The sequence below is a fragment of the Agrobacterium sp. genome, assembly GCF_032092815.1.
In the GTDB taxonomy this organism is placed as follows: domain Bacteria; phylum Pseudomonadota; class Alphaproteobacteria; order Rhizobiales; family Rhizobiaceae; genus Agrobacterium.
The window spans coordinates 63,676-81,074 of sequence record NZ_DAMDBP010000018.1 but is presented as its reverse complement, the minus strand read 5'-3'; the positions used below and the strand labels follow the sequence as shown (position 1 = coordinate 81,074).

Genomic DNA, 17,399 nt, shown 5'->3' with positions numbered 1-17,399 from the left:
TTTGACCGCCATGGCAATGCCGGTCTCCGGCAATGCGGCAACAAACACGCCCTCCGCTCCGGTTTTGGCAAAGATGCGCCCGGGTGAAACCTGCATCAGTCGGGTGCAGGTTCGACCTGTGCCCGCCACAAAAAATGGTTCTGCCATGCAGGCATCGATCAAACGTTTTGCCGATTTGGCGCGCAAAGGTTCAAGCCCGGTGCCGGTCGCCATTTTTGCAAAGCCATGTGCCAGTCCCTTCAGCGGAACTGCATAGGTAGGGATGGAGCAGCCATCGGTGCCGCAATTGTCATGGGTCAGCACGGCACCGGTCAGAGCCTGCATGGTGGCGCGGATTTCTTGCTGCAGTGGATGGTCGTAGCCGACATAACCCTTGGGATCGACGTCCATATGGCAGCAAGCACAGACAAAACCGGCATGTTTGCCAGAGCAGTTGTTGTGCAACGCGGTTGGCTTTTCCAGTGTGCGGGCCTGATTGATAAGTGTCGCCTGATCGGATGACCAGTGGGCGCCGCATTCCAGCACAGTCTCGTCACGACCGGCTTTTGCCAGCATTGAGGCCGCCAGTTCGACATGTGCATCATCACCGCTATGCGACGAACAGGCCAGTGCCAACTCCTTGTTACCGAAGCCGAAAGCATCTGCTGCACCGCTTTCCACCAGAGGCAAGGCCTGCATGGCCTTGCAGGCAGAACGGGGAAAAACACCGCTTTCCACATCACCTGCCGAAAACAGCACCTTGCCGTCACCATCCACCACAACAGCCATGCCGTGATGGCGGCTTTCGACCAGATTTCCGCGAGTAACTTCAACAGTAACGGGATTGTTCATAACGGCCTCAAAAAACTCCAGATAAAGTACATGTCTTGCACATGTATCGCCTTAAATCCTACCCGATTCACGGCAAAGATCATGCAGCCATTTAACATCCTCTGCGCTTTTCAAAAAACGCAGTGACCATTGAATGGGGCAGACATAACCACACGGGGCAATATGAGATTCGTTAAACGGTTCTTCGTTCTGGTTTTTGTCATCTTCCTCCTGCCCGCGATCGCATCGGCAGGTTTGTGGGCAATTCGCGACAAGCCTTCAAGCTGGCGTGAAGCAAAATGGTCATCGTCTGGCCTGTTGCCGAGTGCTAATGACCAGCGGCAAGCAGCTGTCTATGTGTTTTCCGCCATGACCGGCGGCTTCAAAGGGGCGCTTGCCAGCCACGCCTGGATCGTCACCAAGAAAAAAAACGCGGCCCGTTACAATCGGTATGACAAGGTTGGCTGGGGCAATCCGATCCGGATCAACAACTACCCACCGGATGCCTTCTGGTATTCCAACCCGCCTCGGCAGGTTGTTTCAATCAAAGGGGCTGAGGCCGAGCGCCTGATCCCGCAGATTGAAAAGGCAATCGCGGCTTACCCCTATGCCAAACAGGGTGGTTACACCATCTATCCCGGCCCCAACTCCAATACGTTTGTGGCGCATGTGCTGCGCTCTGTGCCTGAACTGGGTGTGGCACTGCCGCCGGATGCTGTGGGGCGTGATTACGTGCCGAATGCAGCATTTTTCCATGTCGATGACGACTGGAAGGATGTGCATCTCTCATGGAGAGGTTTGATTGGCGTGGCCGCCGGCGCGCGTAGCGGTCTTGAAGTTCACCTTCTTGGCCTTGTCGCAGGAATTGATGTGGTCAATCCAGGCGTCAAAATCCCCGGTCTCGGCTGGTTCGGCGTTCAGAGAACCGGCAAAATCTAGGGCCTTAAAATAGGAAAAGGGCCGCTTACGCGACCCTTCCATGAGTTTAATCCTGTAGCGGACCCGAACTGTCATTCATCATGCCAGTTCGAAGGAAGGTAGGTCAGGCCGAGGGCTGCCCCGTCAAAACCTTCTCCTTTCCCAAGCCCAGTACAAAGATCGAAATCTCATTAGACATTGGATCACCTTCCTTTCGTTTCGTTGAACATAAGAGAAAGGTAATCCTTTCAGGCGGGATTTCAAGAGTTTTATGACAGATTCAACTTAAGTACGATCTTGCCGATATGCTGGCTGCTTTCCATCAGCCTGTGCCCCTCAGCGACATCGTTGAACGGAATGACCTTGTGAATGACCGGGGCAATCGTGCACTCCTCCAGCAACGGCCAAACCTGCTGCAGAAGTTCGTCGCGAATGACCTGTTTTTCCGCTGCCGTGCGTGGCCGCATGGTGGACCCGGTTACCGTCAGGCGTTTGACCATGATCGGGGTCAGATTGACCTTGTCCGCAACTGCACCGCCCAGAAATGCGATTATCGACAGGCACCCATCCTTAGCAAGGCTTGCCAGGTTGCGCTCGAAATATGCCGCACCGATCATATCCAGAACGACATTGACGCCCTTGCCACCGGTGTCTTCCTTGATGATGGCGACAAAATCATCTGTTTTGTAATTGATCGCCATATCAGCGCCGAGCTTGAGGCAGGCGTCGCATTTCTCAGCAGAGCCCGCCGTGGCATAGACCCTGGCACCAAATGCCTTGGCCAACTGTATGGCCGTGGTGCCAATGCCGCTGGTGCCACCGTGAATAAGAACGCTCTCACCTTCGCCAAGGCCAGCCATCTGGAAAAGATTGGCCCAAACGGTAAAAAATGTTTCTGGCAACGCCGCGGCCCGCTCGGCATCATAACCTTTCGGGAAGGGCAAAGCCTGGCCCGCGGGTACTGCGCAAAATTCAGCATAACCGCCGCCATTTGCCAATGCGCAGACCTTCTGCCCAACACTGAATCCAGTCACCCCCTCACCCAACGCCACGATCTCGCCTGCCACTTCAAGGCCAAGAACCGGGCTGGCATCTTTCGGCGGGGGATAGGTGCCCTGCCGCTGCGCCACATCAGGTCTGTTGATACCGGCTGCCTCAACTCGCACCAACAGTTCCCCGGCTCTTGGTGTTGGCACGGGACCCTTGGCCAGCACCATAACCTCAGCTCCACCGAAAGCAGGCAGATCGACAAAATTCATTTCATGCGGCAATGCCATAATCCTATCCTCCTGAAACAACGCAGGGAAAGGATTAGTGGAATGGCATAGTGAAGAAAAGAAGACGCTTTGCCACTGGCGTCATTTTGTCCCGTTAAATGTCCTTACCGTCAGGCCGTCGCTGCTGTCCTTGGCGGCTTTCTTGATCGACGCGATTTCGCTACCGATCCGCTCACTGTCACCAATCATCAAGCCTTTTGGCAGTTCGAGGACGGCAATCGAGCAGCGCAACAGCGCGAAATACCGCTCGGTCCCGAAACGGTCATGACCAACGATACGGCCAGCTTCCCGATCATCTTCGGAATAAAGCTCGATCACGTCGCCATGGAAATCGCTGAGCAAACGTTCCAGAATTTCCATTATTTCATCGCGAGACCAGCCGCGCACACCGATGAAGAAATCATCTCCGCCGATATGGCCGAGGAAGCAGCCACCGGCAAAAAAATAACGCCGCATAAGAGCGGCGAATAACGAAATAGCGTGGTCGCCGATGTGAAAACCGTACTTGTCGTTAAACGGCTTGAAGTTGTCAAAGTCACAGTAGCACAGGAAACGGGTATCATCGTCGTCGCGGCAGCCCTCCTCGATGAAGCTGCTGATCGCCCGGTTGCCCGGCAATGCCGTCAACGGGTTCTGATCCTGCGCCATCTTGAGTTTTTTCTCATTGACGACCTTGATGAGAGACGCAGCCGAAACAACACCGACATAGCGCAAATTTTCCGTCAAGATCACACAGGCGCTGCCGTCCATGCTGGCAAACATTGACATCAGCTGATCGGCATCGGCATCGAGGCCGACAATCGGAGCGGCGTCGACGAAATGCGAAATCGTCCGTTCGTAGACCTTGTTTTTCAAGAGGTCGCGGCCGAAGGGTTGATAGATATATTCCTTCAGGTGATGTTCGTTGATAACGCCACGCGGCTCACCATTGGCATTGAGGACAGGGAAAAATCCCTGCGCCGGGTTTCGGCGAAACAGTTCGAACACGCTGTCGATGCTGTCATTTTCATAAACGGTCGGCAGGCGCTCGATCTGTTTGCGAATGAGAATTTCATCCAGCGACTGGCTGCTGCGGCGGTTTTCTCCGAGATGTTGCAAATGCGGAAAGGCAGGTTGCAATTCGGTGGTAAAGGTCGTCGGCCGGGCGATAAACCAACCCTGCACCAGATCAACACCATATTCGCGGCAAACGAGGAATTCCGCCTCCGTCTCAATGCCTTCCGCAATGACACGCACACCCAGCACATGGGCAATATTGACGATATGGCGTACGAGGTGGCGCTTGCGCGGGTTGCTGTCGACACCATCGATGAAGTGGCGATCAATCTTGAGATAGTCGACCTGATAGTCACTGAGCAGTTTCATTTCGCCATGGCCAACACCAAAGTCATCAATGGCGATCTTGAAACCTTCCTTGCGCATGCGGGCAATCAGCGACGAAAACTCTGGCACGCTGGTATTGTCGAAACGTTCCGACAGTTCAAAACAGATGGAGGATGGCGCAATACCGGCGCCTGCGAGATGCGAGACAAGCTTGTCGAGAATCGCATCGCCGTGGCGTATCAGGCGAACATCGAGATTGAGAAACAGGGTGGCAGAGGCAAAATCCGGCAGGGTTGAAAACTTGGCCAGCGCCCGACCCGCCAGCAGATTTTCCAGTACTACAAGCTGGCCATCATTTTCCGCTTGATCCAGCAGTGCCAGTGGCGAGGAAAAGCCGAGCTTTTCGTGTCCCCGCATCAGGGTCTCATAACCAAAGACCGTACCTGTGGTTGTTTCTACAATCGGCTGGAACGCCGTTTCCAGAACCAATTTGGACATGGACATCATCTGTCCGCTGGCAAAACGACGTATCGAAGGGTGATCCAACGCCAAAGCCGTTGTCATGATTATTCTCCGTACCATAATTATACGAGATTTCCGTGGCCTTTGTGGGCACAACGAGAAATCCTCTTTTTACGGAGGAGCATCCTGAAAACTGGTCAATAAAAGATTGACCGTATGTGAAGGTTGGATGAAAGTTTTATGACATAACTGTCACATTTCATCTGGTCGGCATTATCGTGTGAAAAGGCGTCTCACCCGCACCGCTTCCTGTCCGCATGAGCGGCAAAAAGCTCGGCGACATTGACTCTCTCATCCTCATGATTTTGCTGGTTTTTAGCATCTGCATCCAGTTCGGAAACATCCACGGATGCGGCCCACAAACGCAAGGCAGCGCGCACAACTTCGCTCCCGGAGGCATATGCACCGCATTCGACAGCGTGGCGCATTCTCGCCGCCTGCTCTGGGGAAACCGACACAGTGACCATAGGCATGATCTTTCTCCCTTTTTTCTCAAATCCTGCCCCTTGGCAGTGTTGCCGATAAGAGGGCCAACATTGGATTGATTGCGGTCTTATGATTTTTGAGCCCGACCGTGGCACCGGATTTTATTAATCCGAAGACATTATATTAGCACAAACTACCCCAACTATCAAAAGCCAATAAGGCATACCTACCGGGTCAGCTTTGCTCTCATGCTGGTCGCACATTTCAGGTTCCGTCAGCCCTCCCGGTCTTAACTCAAACGGCAGTCAAGATTTCAGGGCAAGGCCGAATGCAATCAGTGCCCATCCCTGCATCATCAGGTCAATAGACAGGAACAGACCCAGCACCCAGATGCTGTTCACCGGCCAGCCAAGCGCAATGACGAAACCAGCAAGTGCGGTTATCACACCGGCTGCTGCCACCCAGCCCCAGTTTTTCAGCGGACGCAGTTTTAATGCCAGCCACAGACGGGCAATACCGGCAATGACCAGCGCCATTGCCATCAGCAAGGTCAGAACTGCCGCCGTCAAGTTGGGGTTTTGAAATGCGATGATGCCAGCCAGAAGATAAAGAACGCCGCTCAGCGTCCAGAACAGGATGTTCTCCCATCCCTTTACCTGGAAGGCGTGAACAAGATGGATAACCCCGCCCATCAACATCAGCAGCCCGACGTAAAATACCGATGCCGCCGTCGCGACCATCAGGTTACCAAAAGCAAGAATACCGAAGAAAAGAAGGGCTGCGCCCAGAGCAACAAACCACCCCCATTTGGCGTGGATTGAGGGCATTTTCATAGGCTGGAAATCGGACATGCTTGATACTCCATCCAATCCATCTGCCTTCATCATATACAGCTAATGCACCACTTCAATTGATTTAGCGCAATGCGCGGAAAAGCTCCCGCAGAACGGCACAGTTTTTTTGTTGATTGATCAATCAATCAAATGTAAATCTGACTATTATCAGGAGACAGTCATGCCCAAGATCGGAATGGAGCCATTGCGTCGCAAGGCGTTGGTTGATGCCACGTTGCGGGCAATCGGCCACCATGGTTCTCTTAACGTCACGATGAGTGAAATTGCTCGCGAGGCCGGTGTTTCGGCAGCGCTCGCCCATCACTACTTCGGCAGCAAACAACAGCTCCTTCTGGAAAGTATTCGCAGCATGTTGCGGGATTTGCGCGTTGACGCGATTGCAGCCCTCAACAGTGCCAACGGGCCCCGTGAGCGGCTTTCTGCCGTCATCCGTGTCTCGTTTCAGCAGGACCAATTCACCAGCGAAGCGATTGCGGCATGGCTTGCCTTTTACGTGGAGGCACAGCGATCGGAAGAAACCAGACGATTGCTGACCATTTATACACACCGGCTGCGTTCCAACCTGATGGCGGATCTCAAGCGACTTTGTCCCCCAGATGATGCGGCGCGCATCGCCGAAGGTGCTGCCGCCATGATTGACGGTCTCTACATTCGTCACAGCCTGCGCGCCGCCCGCTTGGACATCAAATCGGCAACCGCCTTGGTGGAGGATTATCTGGACGCAAAGCTCGTCTCCTTCACCAGCGCCCCTGCCCTGACACAGTAAACGAATTTCTTTTTCGGAGTTCCCGACATGAAAACCCAACCAACTGCCTCGCATTTCATCGATGGCGAATATGTAGAAGACCAGCAGGGTACCGCTTTTGAAAGCATTTACCCCGCAACCGGTGACGTGATTGCCAAGCTGCATGCGGCAACCCCCGCCATTGTGGAAAAGGCGATTGCCGCTGCCAAGCGTGCGCAACCGGAATGGGCAGCGATGAGCCCGACGGCCCGTGGACGTATTCTCAAGCGCGCTGCCGACCTCATCCGCGAGCGCAACCGTGAGCTTTCCGAACTGGAAACTTACGACACCGGCAAGCCCATTCAGGAAACCATCGTTGCCGACCCGACCTCTGGTGCCGATGCCTTTGAGTTTTTCGGCGGCGTTGCACCGGCTGCGCTCAACGGCGACTACATTCCGCTCGGTTCCGACTTTGCCTATACCAAGCGCGTGCCGCTGGGTGTCTGCGTTGGCATCGGCGCGTGGAACTATCCTCAGCAGATTGCTTGCTGGAAAGGCGCACCGGCGCTTGCCGCCGGCAACACCATGGTGTTCAAACCTTCGGAAAACACACCGCTTGGTGCGCTCAAGATTGCCGAAATTCTAGCAGAAGCCGGCATACCCAAGGGCGTATTCAATGTCATTCAGGGTGACCGCGACACCGGTCCGCTGTTGGTCAACCACCCAGACGTTGCAAAGGTCTCGCTGACCGGCTCTGTGCCGACTGGGCGCAAGGTTGCTGCTGCTGCCGCCAGCCACCTCAAACATGTAACCATGGAACTGGGTGGCAAATCGCCGCTGATCGTGTTTGACGATGCCGATATCGACAGCGCCATTGGCGGCGCGATGCTCGGCAATTTCTATTCCAGCGGCCAGGTCTGCTCCAACGGCACCCGTGTCTTCGTGCATCGCAAGATCAAGGATACGTTCATTGCAAAGTTGAAGGTGCGTACCGAAGCAATGTCGGTGGGCGACCCGATGGATGAAGCCACGCAACTTGGCCCGCTCGTCTCACTTGCTCAACGCGAAAAGGTTCTGGCTTACATTGAAAAAGGCAAGGCCGAAGGCGCAACACTGGTCACCGGTGGCGGCATTCCAAACACGATGTCCGGCACCGGTTATTACGTTCAGCCAACGGTGTTTGCCGATGTGACTGACGAGATGACCATTGCCCGTGAAGAGATTTTCGGGCCTGTCATGTGCGTTCTGGACTTTGATACGGAGGAAGAGGTCATTGCCCGTGCCAACGCCACAGACCTTGGTCTGGCTGGCGGTGTGTTCACCAGCGACCTGTCGCGTGCCCACCGGGTTGTTGACCAGATCGAAGCCGGTACATTGTGGATCAACACCTACAATCTCTGCCCGGTCGAGATTCCGTTCGGTGGCTCCAAGCAGTCGGGCTTTGGCCGCGAAAACTCCGTCGCAGCACTCAATCACTACAGTGAGTTGAAGACTGTATATGTCGGAATGGGCAAGGTGGACGCGCCTTACTGAGCGCTACATTTCCCTCATTCCCGTGCCTGTCACAGAAATACAGCCACGCAGCATCTGCTGCGTGGAAGAGGTTCTGGACCGTACGTCCCCCTTGAGCGATTGATATTTGGGATTGATACCAATGCAGCAAGCAGATTTCGTTATCGTCGGCTCGGGTTCGGCCGGCTCAGCCATGGCCTATCGCCTCTCGGAGGACGGCAAATATTCCGTCATTGTGATCGAAGCTGGCGGCAGTGACTTCGGCCCCTTCATCCAGATGCCGGCAGCGCTCGCTTGGCCGATGAGCATGAAACGTTACAATTGGGGTTACCTCTCCGAGCCGGAGCCGAACCTCAACCACCGGCGCATCACGGCACCGCGCGGCAAGGTGATTGGTGGCTCATCCTCGATCAATGGCCTCGTTTATGTCCGCGGCCATGCCGAAGACTTCAATCGCTGGGAAGCGCTTGGTGCGCGCGGCTGGGCCTATGCTGATGTGCTGCCCTACTTCAAGCGCATGGAGCACAGCCATGGCGGTGAAGAAGGTTGGCGCGGCAGCGATGGTCCGTTGCATGTGCAGCGCGGCCCTGTCAAAAACCCGCTGTTCCACGCCTTTATTCAGGCCGGTCAGCAGGCGGGTTTTGAAATGACCGAAGACTATAACGGCTCCAAACAGGAAGGCTTTGGCCTGATGGAGCAGACCATCCATGATGGTCGGCGCTGGTCTGCCGCCAATGCGTATCTGCGGCCTGCACTCAAGCGCCCCAACGTATCCCTCGTACATGGTTTTGCCCGCAAGATCGTCATCGAAAACGGCCGTGCAACCGGTGTGGAGATAGAGCGAAAAGGCCGTGTCGAGGTCATCAAGGCTGGCCGCGAAGTGATTGTGTCAGCCTCCTCTTTCAACTCGCCGAAGCTGCTGATGTTATCCGGCATTGGCCCGGCGCAGCATTTGAGAGATATGGGCATTGAGGTTCAAGTGGATCGACCAGGTGTCGGCGCCAACCTACAGGACCATTTGGAGTTCTATTTCCAGCAGATTTCCACCAAGCCAGTGTCGCTTTATTCATGGCTGCCCTGGTTCTGGCAGGGCGTTGCCGGCGCGCAGTGGCTGCTTTCCAAGGGTGGCCTTGGTGCCTCGAACCAGTTTGAAGCCTGCGCGTTCCTGCGTTCGGCAGCGGGCCTTAAACAACCCGACATTCAGTATCACTTCCTGCCGGTCGCCATTTCCTATGACGGTCGTGCGGCTGCCAAGAGCCACGGGTTTCAGGTTCATGTTGGTTATAATCTGTCCAAATCACGCGGCAACGTCACCTTGCGCTCTGACGATCCGAAGGCCGATCCAGTCATTCAATTCAATTACATGAGCCATGACGAGGATTGGGAAAAGTTCCGCCATTGTGTGCGTCTGACCCGCGAGATTTTCGGACAGCAGGCGTTCGACGACTATCGTGGCCCGGAAATTCAGCCGGGCAATGCCATTCAAAGCGACGACGAAATCGACGCCTTTTTGCGGGAACATCTTGAAAGCGCCTACCACCCATGCGGCACCTGCAAGATGGGTGACCGGGATGATCCAATGGCGGTTGTTGATCCGGAATGCCGGGTTATCGGTGTCGAAGGTTTGCGTGTTGCCGACAGTTCGATCTTCCCGCATGTCACTTATGGCAACCTGAATGGCCCATCGATCATGACCGGAGAAAAGGCATCCGACCATATTCTGGGTCGCCAGCCACTGCCGCGCTCCAATCAGCAGCCTTGGGTCAATCCACGGGCTGCCGCAAGCGACAGATAAACCTGCCAGCGTCGAAATCTCAACAAAAACAAACAATCCCCGCCATTTTGCGGGGATTTTGTTTGCAATAGCGTCTTATGGGGCAGATAAGGGGGCATCCTGATCATTGACTGATTGAAGATCGCTTCCCCATGCCTGTAAATTACAAGAAGCTGAAAATGCTGCGTCGCTCCCGTGTCATGTGGGGATCGTGGCGAGCCTGGAAACCAAGAGCGGTGTTCTGGGCAGGTGCGCTCGCAGTCGGTGTTGTCAGTGTTGCCTTTGCCAAACTGGCTGACGCCGCACAACATCTGTTCTTTGCAGTCACATCTGCCCATGAATGGGCTTTTTTGCTGCCTCTGATCATTACGCCTGCCGGCTTCGTGCTTTGCGCATGGATTGCAGCAACTTTTTTCCCAAATTCGCAAGGGAGCGGCATTCCTCAGGCGATTGCCGCGCGTCATTTGCGCGATGTGACGGATCGCTCTCGGTTACTAAATCTGAAAGTTGCGGCAGGCAAAATCATCCTGACAGTCACGGGTCTTCTTTGTGGTGCATCGATTGGCCGTGAAGGCCCGACCGTGCAGGTTGGCGCGTCCATCATGTTGCAGGCTGCCCGTTGGGGCGGCATGGCGCAAGCGCGCGGGCTTATTCTCGCCGGTTCTGCAGCCGGCATCGCGGCTGCCTTCAACACGCCGCTTGCCGGCATTGTTTTTGCCATTGAGGAAATGAGCCGCGCTTACGAATCCCGCGCCAACGGACTGGTGCTGACAGCCGTCATTCTTTCCGGCCTTGCCTCGCTGGCGCTGGTCGGCAGTTACACCTACTTCGGCACCAGTACCGTTTTGGCCACCACTGCTATGGACTGGGCTCTGGTTCTGATATGTGGTGTTGGGGGCGGTATTTTCGGTGCGTTGTTCAGCGCCCTCGCCCTCAAAATTTCGCAGCGTATCCGTCGCTGGAACAGATATACGCCGCTTAGAAAAGTGCTGTTCATTGCGTTGATCTGCGGATTGGGTTCCGCACTGCTCGGTGTCATGACCGGTGGCGCAACCTTCGGCACCGGTTATGAACAGGCCCGCGCGGCCATTGAAGGGCATGGCACTGGCCAGTTGTTCTTCATCGAAAAACTGGCAGCGACCTTGCTCGCTATGTTGTCCGGCATTCCCGGCGGAATTTTTGCCCCTTCCCTGTCAGTGGGCGCCGGGTTCGGCAGCACAGTTGCCTCCATGCTCGGCGCGAGCATCGGTCTTGGTGCGATTGTCGGCATGGCTGGATATTTCGCCGGTGTCGTACAGGCGCCAATGACCGCCTTCGTGATCATTCTTGAGATGACAGGCAATCATGAGGGCGTTCTGCCCATCATGACAGCCGCCATGCTAGGTTATCTGACATCGCGCTTCATCTCACATGAACCGCTTTATCATGGTCTTTCCAGGGTCTTTCTGGCACAGAGCATTCGTGACAAGCGCGCAACGCAACGCCACGATGCTCCGGCCAGTGCACCGAGCCCATAACCTTACTTCTGGAAGATCTTCCAGCGGGTTGGACGAAAACGCAGTTCCTGACCGACGGCAATCGAGGCATTTAGTGGCACTTCGATCTCCAGATGATAGGGATCGTGCCCCCTATTGGCGATGTCGATTTCGGCAATGCGCGTGCCGGCCAGACGGCGACAGGTCGTCACCTTGCCATACAGCGCATGCTGATCGTTTGTCAGCTCGACATCTTCCGGACGGAAGAACAACTCGCCATCACCACTGGCCTCATCCGATATGCCGATCTGCTCACCCTGGAACAGCACCTGCCCGTCCTTGATCAATACGGGAAGGCTTGAGGAGTCCCCAATGAACGAAAATACGAACGGTGAGTTGGGGCGGTCATAAACGTCGTCTGCCGTACCAACCTGCTCGATCTTGCCCTGGCTCATCACCACGACGCGATCAGCCAGTTCCAGCGCCTCTTCCTGATCATGCGTCACGAATACAGTGGTGTGACCAGTGCGGTCGTGAAACTCCCGCAACCAGCGGCGCAGTTCCTTGCGCACCTTGGCGTCAAGCGCACCAAAAGGTTCATCAAGAAGCAGCACCTTCGGTTCGATCGCCACGGCACGGGCCAGGGCAACACGCTGGCGCTGACCACCCGACAGCTGGTTCGGGTAACGTTTTTCAAGACCTTTCAGATGCACCATATCAAGCAGTTCCGAAACGCGGCGCTTGATCTCGCTTTTGGCCGGACGTTTGTCTGACGGGCGCACCTTGAGACCAAATCCGATATTTTCCGCAACGGTCATGTGGCGGAAAAGCGCGTAATGCTGGAACACAAAGCCGACGTTACGTTCCTGCACCGTGCGGTGCGAGGCATCTTCATCGCCAAAAAAAATCTGTCCCTGAGTGGGCTGTTCCAAACCGGCAATTAGCCGCAGAAGCGTCGTTTTGCCGGAACCGGATGGTCCAAGAAGCGCGATCAGCTCTCCCGAACGGATATCGAGCGATACATCGTTCAGCGCCGGGAAGCGGTCAAACTGCTTGGTAATGCCGGAAACTTTGACTTCCATAAAAATGCCCTTCAATGCTTGCCGGCAGCGTTGCCCGCGCCAAAGCGAATTTCAAGAATGGTTTTGAGAACGAGTGTAACCAGCGCCAGACCTGCCAGCAGCGTTGCGACAGCAAATGCCGCCCCAATATTATACTCATTATAGAGAATCTCGACATGCAGCGGCATGGTGTTGGTTTCGCCACGAATGTGGCCAGACACCACCGAGACGGCTCCGAACTCGCCCATGGCACGCGCGTTACAGAGCAACACGCCGTAGAGAAGGCCCCATTTGATGTTGGGAAGCGTCACGTACCAGAAAGTCTGCCAACCGGATGCACCAAGTGAAATGGCCGCCTCTTCATCGCCCGTTCCCTGATCCTGCATCAACGGGATCAACTCACGTGCCACGAAGGGAAAAGTGACAAATACCGTGGCCAATACGATCCCCGGAACGGCAAACAGGATTTCGATGCCGTAGCTTTTCAGCCAAGGCCCGAGCACGCTGTGGGACGAAAACAGGATGACATAGACCAGACCTGATATGACAGGCGAGATCGAGAACGGCAGATCGATCAAGGTGATGAGGAACGCCTTGCCCTTAAACTCGAACTTGGCAATGGCCCAGGCCGCTGCGACGCCGAAGATCAGGTTCAAAGGCACCGAAATGGAGGCGACCAGCAATGTCAGGCGAATGGCCGACATTGCATCCGGTTCAACGATGGCTTCCCAGAAGGCATCGGCACCCTTGCGGAAGGCTTCAAAAAACACCGAGACGAGTGGCAGAACAAGGAACAGCGCCAAGAACAGGAATGCCAGGGCAAACAACCCGAGTTTCGCTAGCGGGCTTTCTGTTGTCGGATCACGGAACGGTTTGGCTTGGATGGTGCGAGCGTTATCAGGCATAACCGTACCTCTTGCGGCTCCAAGCCTGAATGAGATTGATCACAAACAGCATCGCGAACGAAATGATCAACATGATCGTTGCAATGCCAGTGGCGCCAGCATAGTTGAACTCTTCCAGGCGGATGACGATCAGCAGCGGCGCAATTTCGGAGACATAGGGAATATTGCCGGCAATAAATATGACCGAACCATATTCACCGACCCCACGAGCAAAGGCCAATGCAAAGCCCGTCAGAATGGCAGGGACCAGACCGGGTAGCAGAATGCGGGTGATGGTCTGGAAACGGTTGGCGCCAAGAGTGGCTGCAACCTCTTCCACCTGACGGTCAATTTCTTCCATGACTGGCTGCACGGTGCGCACAACGAAGGGCAGACCGATAAAGATCAGCGCAATCACGATACCCGTGGGTGTAAAGGCGATCTTGATCCCAAAGGGTTCGAACCACGAACCAACCCAGCCACGATTGGAATAAAGGGCGGTAAGCGCGATACCGGCGACAGCCGTCGGAAGCGCAAAGGGCAGATCGACAATGGCGTCAACGAAACGGCGACCGGGAAAACGGTACCGCACCAGCACCCAGGCGATGATGACGCCAAACACGGCGTTGACCATGGCGGCTACGAAGGCTGTGCCAAAGCTGACGCGCAATGCGTTGAGGGTTCTGCTGTCTGTGGCGATGGCAATGAAGTCTGCAAGACCGAGCTTTGCGGTGGACCACACCAAGCCGGCAAGTGGAATGAGGATTATAAGAAAAAGGTAAGTGATCGTGTAGCCGAGCGTCAGGCCAAATCCTGGCAGGACACTCGACTGACGCCACTTCCACCTGCTTGGCGCTGGGGTGTTGCTCATCAAGGCTCCGGGTAAACTCTGGTGGCATAGGCCACCCCTTCAAAGCGCAGGATACCAATTGCACATGGTCCGCCGCTCTCAGTTTTTTGTCTAGGCATTGGACGGCTTCAACCGTTTCCCGGTCTAGGGTCCCACACTCTATGCGCCATCTACCGGCTTGCGGCCGGACGACTTTTTATCGGACCCGGACGGGTTTGGGCCAGTCCGGGATGATCACATCATCCGCTTAGTTTGCGGGCTTGTAAATCTGGTCGAAGATGCCGCCGTCACCAAAATGTTCCGGCTGTGCCTTGGCCCATCCACCAAACAGCGGATCGTCAATGGTCACCAGCTTGATGTCTGGAAGCTGCTTGAGCAGGTCAGGTGCGACAACCGACGGATTGGACGGACGGTAGAAATGCTTGGCAGCAATGTTCTGACCCTCGTCGGAGTAGAGATATTGCAGATAGGCTTCTGCAACCTTGCGTGTACCCTTGGCGTCAACATTCTTGTCAACGACGGCAACCGGCGGCTCTGCCAGAATGGAAATCGGCGGTACGACAATATCAAATGCATCCTGACCGAATTCTTCACCGGCCAGATAGGCCTCGTTTTCCCAAGCCAGCAGCACGTCACCAATCTGACGCTGTGCAAAGGTTACCGTTGAACCGCGAGCACCCGTGTCGAGCACCGGAGCGCGTTTGTAGAGTTCACCGACATAGGCTTTGATCTTGTCCTGATCGCCCTTGTACTCTTCATTTGCCCATGCCCAGGCTGCCAGGTAGTTCCAGCGCGCACCACCCGAGGTCTTTGGGTTCGGGGTAACGATCTGGATATCACCCTTTACAAGGTCGCCCCAGTTATGGATGCCCTTCGGATTACCCTTTCGGACGAGGAACACGATTGTCGATGTATAAGGAGAGGAATTGTGCGGCAAGCGGGTGCGCCAGTCAGCATTGATCTTGCTCCCATTTTTTACAATCGCGTCGATGTCGCTCTGCAGGGCCAGCGTCACGACATCAGCTTCAAGGCCATCGATGACCGAACGGGCCTGCTTACCGGAACCGCCATGTGACTGCTGAATGGTGAGATCTTCACCTGTGTCGGCCTTCCACTTCTTGGCGAAGGCGTCGTTGAAATCCTTGTAAAGCTCACGGGTCGGGTCGTACGAAACGTTCAGTAATTTTGTATTTGCCAAGGCAGGCGCAAAAGAGCCGACCGTCAATGAAAGGCTCAGAGCAAGCACGCTCAAGCCTGAGAGAAGCTTTGACATAGGTTTTCCTCCTATTGAATGCCTCTTAACTCTACTGGTTCAGTCGTCTTGGTCAATCGTGCGAATTGTGATTGCAAAAGTGTTTCCTCACGGCTTTCCGGCGGGCAATAAACACAGTGTACAATGGCAAAATTGCGCAATACGGCCCTTGGAACTTGGTCACATGTGCAAAACCAATTCACGTTTTTGGGCAAAAACGCGGGTCACAAGCGGAGTAATTCACTGCAGTGGAATAATGTTCCCAAGCCTTGACTCAGGCCTTGAGAAGTTCGGGGACGGTCACGCCACTGACAGAGTCGGCAATCGTGGTGTTGAACAGGATATTGCGGGTGCTGTCAGCTACCCGGGCAAACACGTGGCGTATCTCGCACTGGCTTTCACCGTCGCAATCCTCGCACTGACGGTAGGCAGTCTGTGACAGACAGGGCAGCGGCGCGACAGGACCATCGATCAGCCGCAGGATTTCGCCGAAGGTTATATCATCAGCAGCGCGCAGCAGGAGATAACCGCCCTGCTTACCACGACGGCTTTCCACGTAACCTTCGCGTTTCAGTTCCAGCAGGATCTGTTCAAGAAACTTTTTTGGAATGGCGCGTTTCTTGGCGATATCGGAAATCTGCACAGGACATGCGTCTTCGCTTTGTGCCAATGCGGCCAGCGCCCTCAATGCATATTTCGCCTTCTGGGAAATCATAGCAAAACCAAAAACACGCAACTCAAACAAATGTTCCACCCGCATTAGCGCAATTCACGAAAGAATTCAAACCGATGACCACCCTTCTTACGCGCGGGCACGTTTTGCTTAAGAATTGGCATGTGTGAGAGATATTTGCTCCCTAAAGCAAAGGCCACAGACTCACATTTCTTACAAAGTGGGGGCTGAAGACCGATAATCGCCAAAATCGCAGATGGATGCTGATGATGACGATACACAAGCCTTTGCAGACGGATAAGAACATCGACGTTGTTTCGCTGGATGAAACCCTTGCATCACTGGACCTTGCTGGACGTTTGTCCTTCGTAGCAGGGCTTGGCGGGCGGGTTGTTTTCACCACCAGCCTCGGCATTGAGGACCAGGTCATTACGGCGGCGATCGGCACACATCGGCTGCCAATTGAAGTGGCGACGCTTGAAACCGGGCGTCTGTTTCCTGAAACCGTCGCGCTTATTTCCGAAACCGAAGAACGCTACGACATCGTCATCCGGCGTTATTACCCGGAACAGGACGATATTGACGCCTATGCTGCAAAATACGGCCTGAACGGTTTTTACGAAAGCGTCGAAGCGCGCCACGCCTGCTGTCATGTCAGGAAACTGAAGCCGCTTGCCAAGGCTCTGGAAGGTGCATCCTTCTGGATCACAGGTTTGCGTCGCGGCCAGTCTGGCAACCGCGCGTCAACGCCGTTTGCCGAGTTCGATGCCGAAAGAAATCTCATCAAGATCAATGCTCTAGCGGACTGGGATATTGAAGCGATCCGTGCCCATGTGTCCGAGCAGAGCATTCCCGTCAATCCATTGCACGGGCGCGGTTATCCCTCGATCGGTTGTGAACCGTGTACACGCGCGATCAAGCCCGGCGAACCAGAACGCGCCGGACGCTGGTGGTGGGAAAACGACGAAAAGCGCGAATGCGGCCTCCACGTTGCGGACGCCTCTCACGCCACAGTCCTCAGTTCACCGTCCCAGCAATAACCATTTCCAGAATTCAGAAATCCC

The 17,399-nt window shown here is 55.0% G+C and carries 16 protein-coding genes; 6 read left to right on the top strand and 10 right to left on the bottom strand.

The features are described from left to right. Positions 1 to 831 (bottom strand): asparaginase (locus RT613_RS13125; RefSeq protein WP_313615971.1); only part of this gene is annotated, 831 nt, incomplete at its 3' end. Positions 832 to 993: 162 nt separating this feature from the next. Here RT613_RS13125 and RT613_RS13120 point away from each other — a divergent pair. Further along, on the top strand, positions 994 to 1,749 hold the full coding sequence (locus RT613_RS13120; RefSeq protein ID WP_313615969.1) for a DUF3750 domain-containing protein: 756 nt from the start codon (positions 994 to 996) through the stop codon (positions 1,747 to 1,749). Positions 1,750 to 1,997: 248 nt separating this feature from the next. On the opposite strand, the gene RT613_RS13115 is transcribed toward RT613_RS13120, so the two are convergent. The 4 genes from RT613_RS13115 to RT613_RS13100 form a co-directional block, all read right to left on the bottom strand. Beyond that, positions 1,998 to 3,005 carry an NAD(P)H-quinone oxidoreductase gene (locus tag RT613_RS13115; protein WP_313615967.1) on the bottom strand — a complete coding sequence of 336 codons (1,008 nt, stop codon included), beginning with the start codon at positions 3,003 to 3,005 and terminating at the stop codon, positions 1,998 to 2,000. A gap of 81 nt (positions 3,006 to 3,086) precedes the next feature. Next, complete coding sequence (locus RT613_RS13110; protein WP_313615965.1) at positions 3,087 to 4,892, bottom strand: GGDEF domain-containing protein; 1,806 nt, start codon at positions 4,890 to 4,892, stop codon at positions 3,087 to 3,089. A gap of 191 nt (positions 4,893 to 5,083) precedes the next feature. Continuing rightward, on the bottom strand, positions 5,084 to 5,323 hold the full coding sequence (locus tag RT613_RS13105) for a type II toxin-antitoxin system ParD family antitoxin (RefSeq protein WP_313615963.1): 240 nt from the start codon (positions 5,321 to 5,323) through the stop codon (positions 5,084 to 5,086). A 258-nt stretch (positions 5,324 to 5,581) separates the two neighbouring features. Further along, positions 5,582 to 6,127, bottom strand: coding sequence for an HdeD family acid-resistance protein (locus tag RT613_RS13100; RefSeq protein WP_313615961.1), 546 nt, complete (start codon positions 6,125 to 6,127; stop codon positions 5,582 to 5,584). Between the two features lie 163 nt (positions 6,128 to 6,290). On the opposite strand from RT613_RS13100, the gene betI reads away from it, so the two are divergent. The 4 genes from betI to RT613_RS13080 all read left to right on the top strand — a co-directional run bounded on the left by betI (position 6,291) and on the right by RT613_RS13080 (position 11,657). Then, positions 6,291 to 6,896: a transcriptional regulator BetI gene (gene betI, locus RT613_RS13095; protein WP_313615959.1), complete on the top strand. Its 606-nt coding sequence runs from the start codon at positions 6,291 to 6,293 to the stop codon at positions 6,894 to 6,896. 27 nt (positions 6,897 to 6,923) lie between these two features. Beyond that, a complete protein-coding gene (gene betB / locus RT613_RS13090) occupies positions 6,924 to 8,387 on the top strand; it encodes a betaine-aldehyde dehydrogenase (RefSeq protein ID WP_313615957.1) in 1,464 nt (487 codons plus the stop codon). 121 nt (positions 8,388 to 8,508) lie between these two features. Further along, positions 8,509 to 10,161 (top strand): choline dehydrogenase, encoded by a 1,653-nt coding sequence (gene betA, locus RT613_RS13085; protein WP_313615955.1) that lies wholly within the window; start codon positions 8,509 to 8,511, stop codon positions 10,159 to 10,161. A gap of 131 nt (positions 10,162 to 10,292) precedes the next feature. After that, positions 10,293 to 11,657 carry a chloride channel protein gene (locus RT613_RS13080; RefSeq protein ID WP_313615953.1) on the top strand — a complete coding sequence of 455 codons (1,365 nt, stop codon included), beginning with the start codon at positions 10,293 to 10,295 and terminating at the stop codon, positions 11,655 to 11,657. 2 nt (positions 11,658 to 11,659) lie between these two features. Here the strand turns inward: RT613_RS13080 and RT613_RS13075 are convergent, their stop codons facing one another. The 5 genes from RT613_RS13075 to RT613_RS13055 form a co-directional block, all read right to left on the bottom strand. Then, positions 11,660 to 12,697, bottom strand: a complete 1,038-nt coding sequence (locus RT613_RS13075) for a sulfate/molybdate ABC transporter ATP-binding protein (RefSeq protein WP_313615951.1) — start codon at positions 12,695 to 12,697, stop codon at positions 11,660 to 11,662. Positions 12,698 to 12,708: 11 nt separating this feature from the next. Beyond that, entirely contained in the window at positions 12,709 to 13,581 is an 873-nt protein-coding gene (gene cysW / locus RT613_RS13070) for a sulfate ABC transporter permease subunit CysW (RefSeq protein ID WP_313615950.1), read from the bottom strand. After that, positions 13,574 to 14,431 (bottom strand): sulfate ABC transporter permease subunit CysT, encoded by an 858-nt coding sequence (cysT, locus tag RT613_RS13065; protein ID WP_313615948.1) that lies wholly within the window; start codon positions 14,429 to 14,431, stop codon positions 13,574 to 13,576. Before cysT ends, cysW begins: the two co-directional genes overlap by 8 nt. A 226-nt stretch (positions 14,432 to 14,657) precedes the next feature. After that, positions 14,658 to 15,683, bottom strand: coding sequence for a sulfate ABC transporter substrate-binding protein (locus RT613_RS13060; protein WP_313615946.1), 1,026 nt, complete (start codon positions 15,681 to 15,683; stop codon positions 14,658 to 14,660). 253 nt (positions 15,684 to 15,936) lie between these two features. Further along, entirely contained in the window at positions 15,937 to 16,377 is a 441-nt protein-coding gene (locus RT613_RS13055) for an Rrf2 family transcriptional regulator (RefSeq protein WP_313615944.1), read from the bottom strand. 227 nt (positions 16,378 to 16,604) lie between these two features. Between RT613_RS13055 and RT613_RS13050 the strand changes: the two genes are divergently transcribed. Beyond that, positions 16,605 to 17,375 (top strand): phosphoadenylyl-sulfate reductase, encoded by a 771-nt coding sequence (locus RT613_RS13050; RefSeq protein ID WP_313615943.1) that lies wholly within the window; start codon positions 16,605 to 16,607, stop codon positions 17,373 to 17,375. The last annotated feature ends 24 nt before the right edge of the window (positions 17,376 to 17,399 follow it).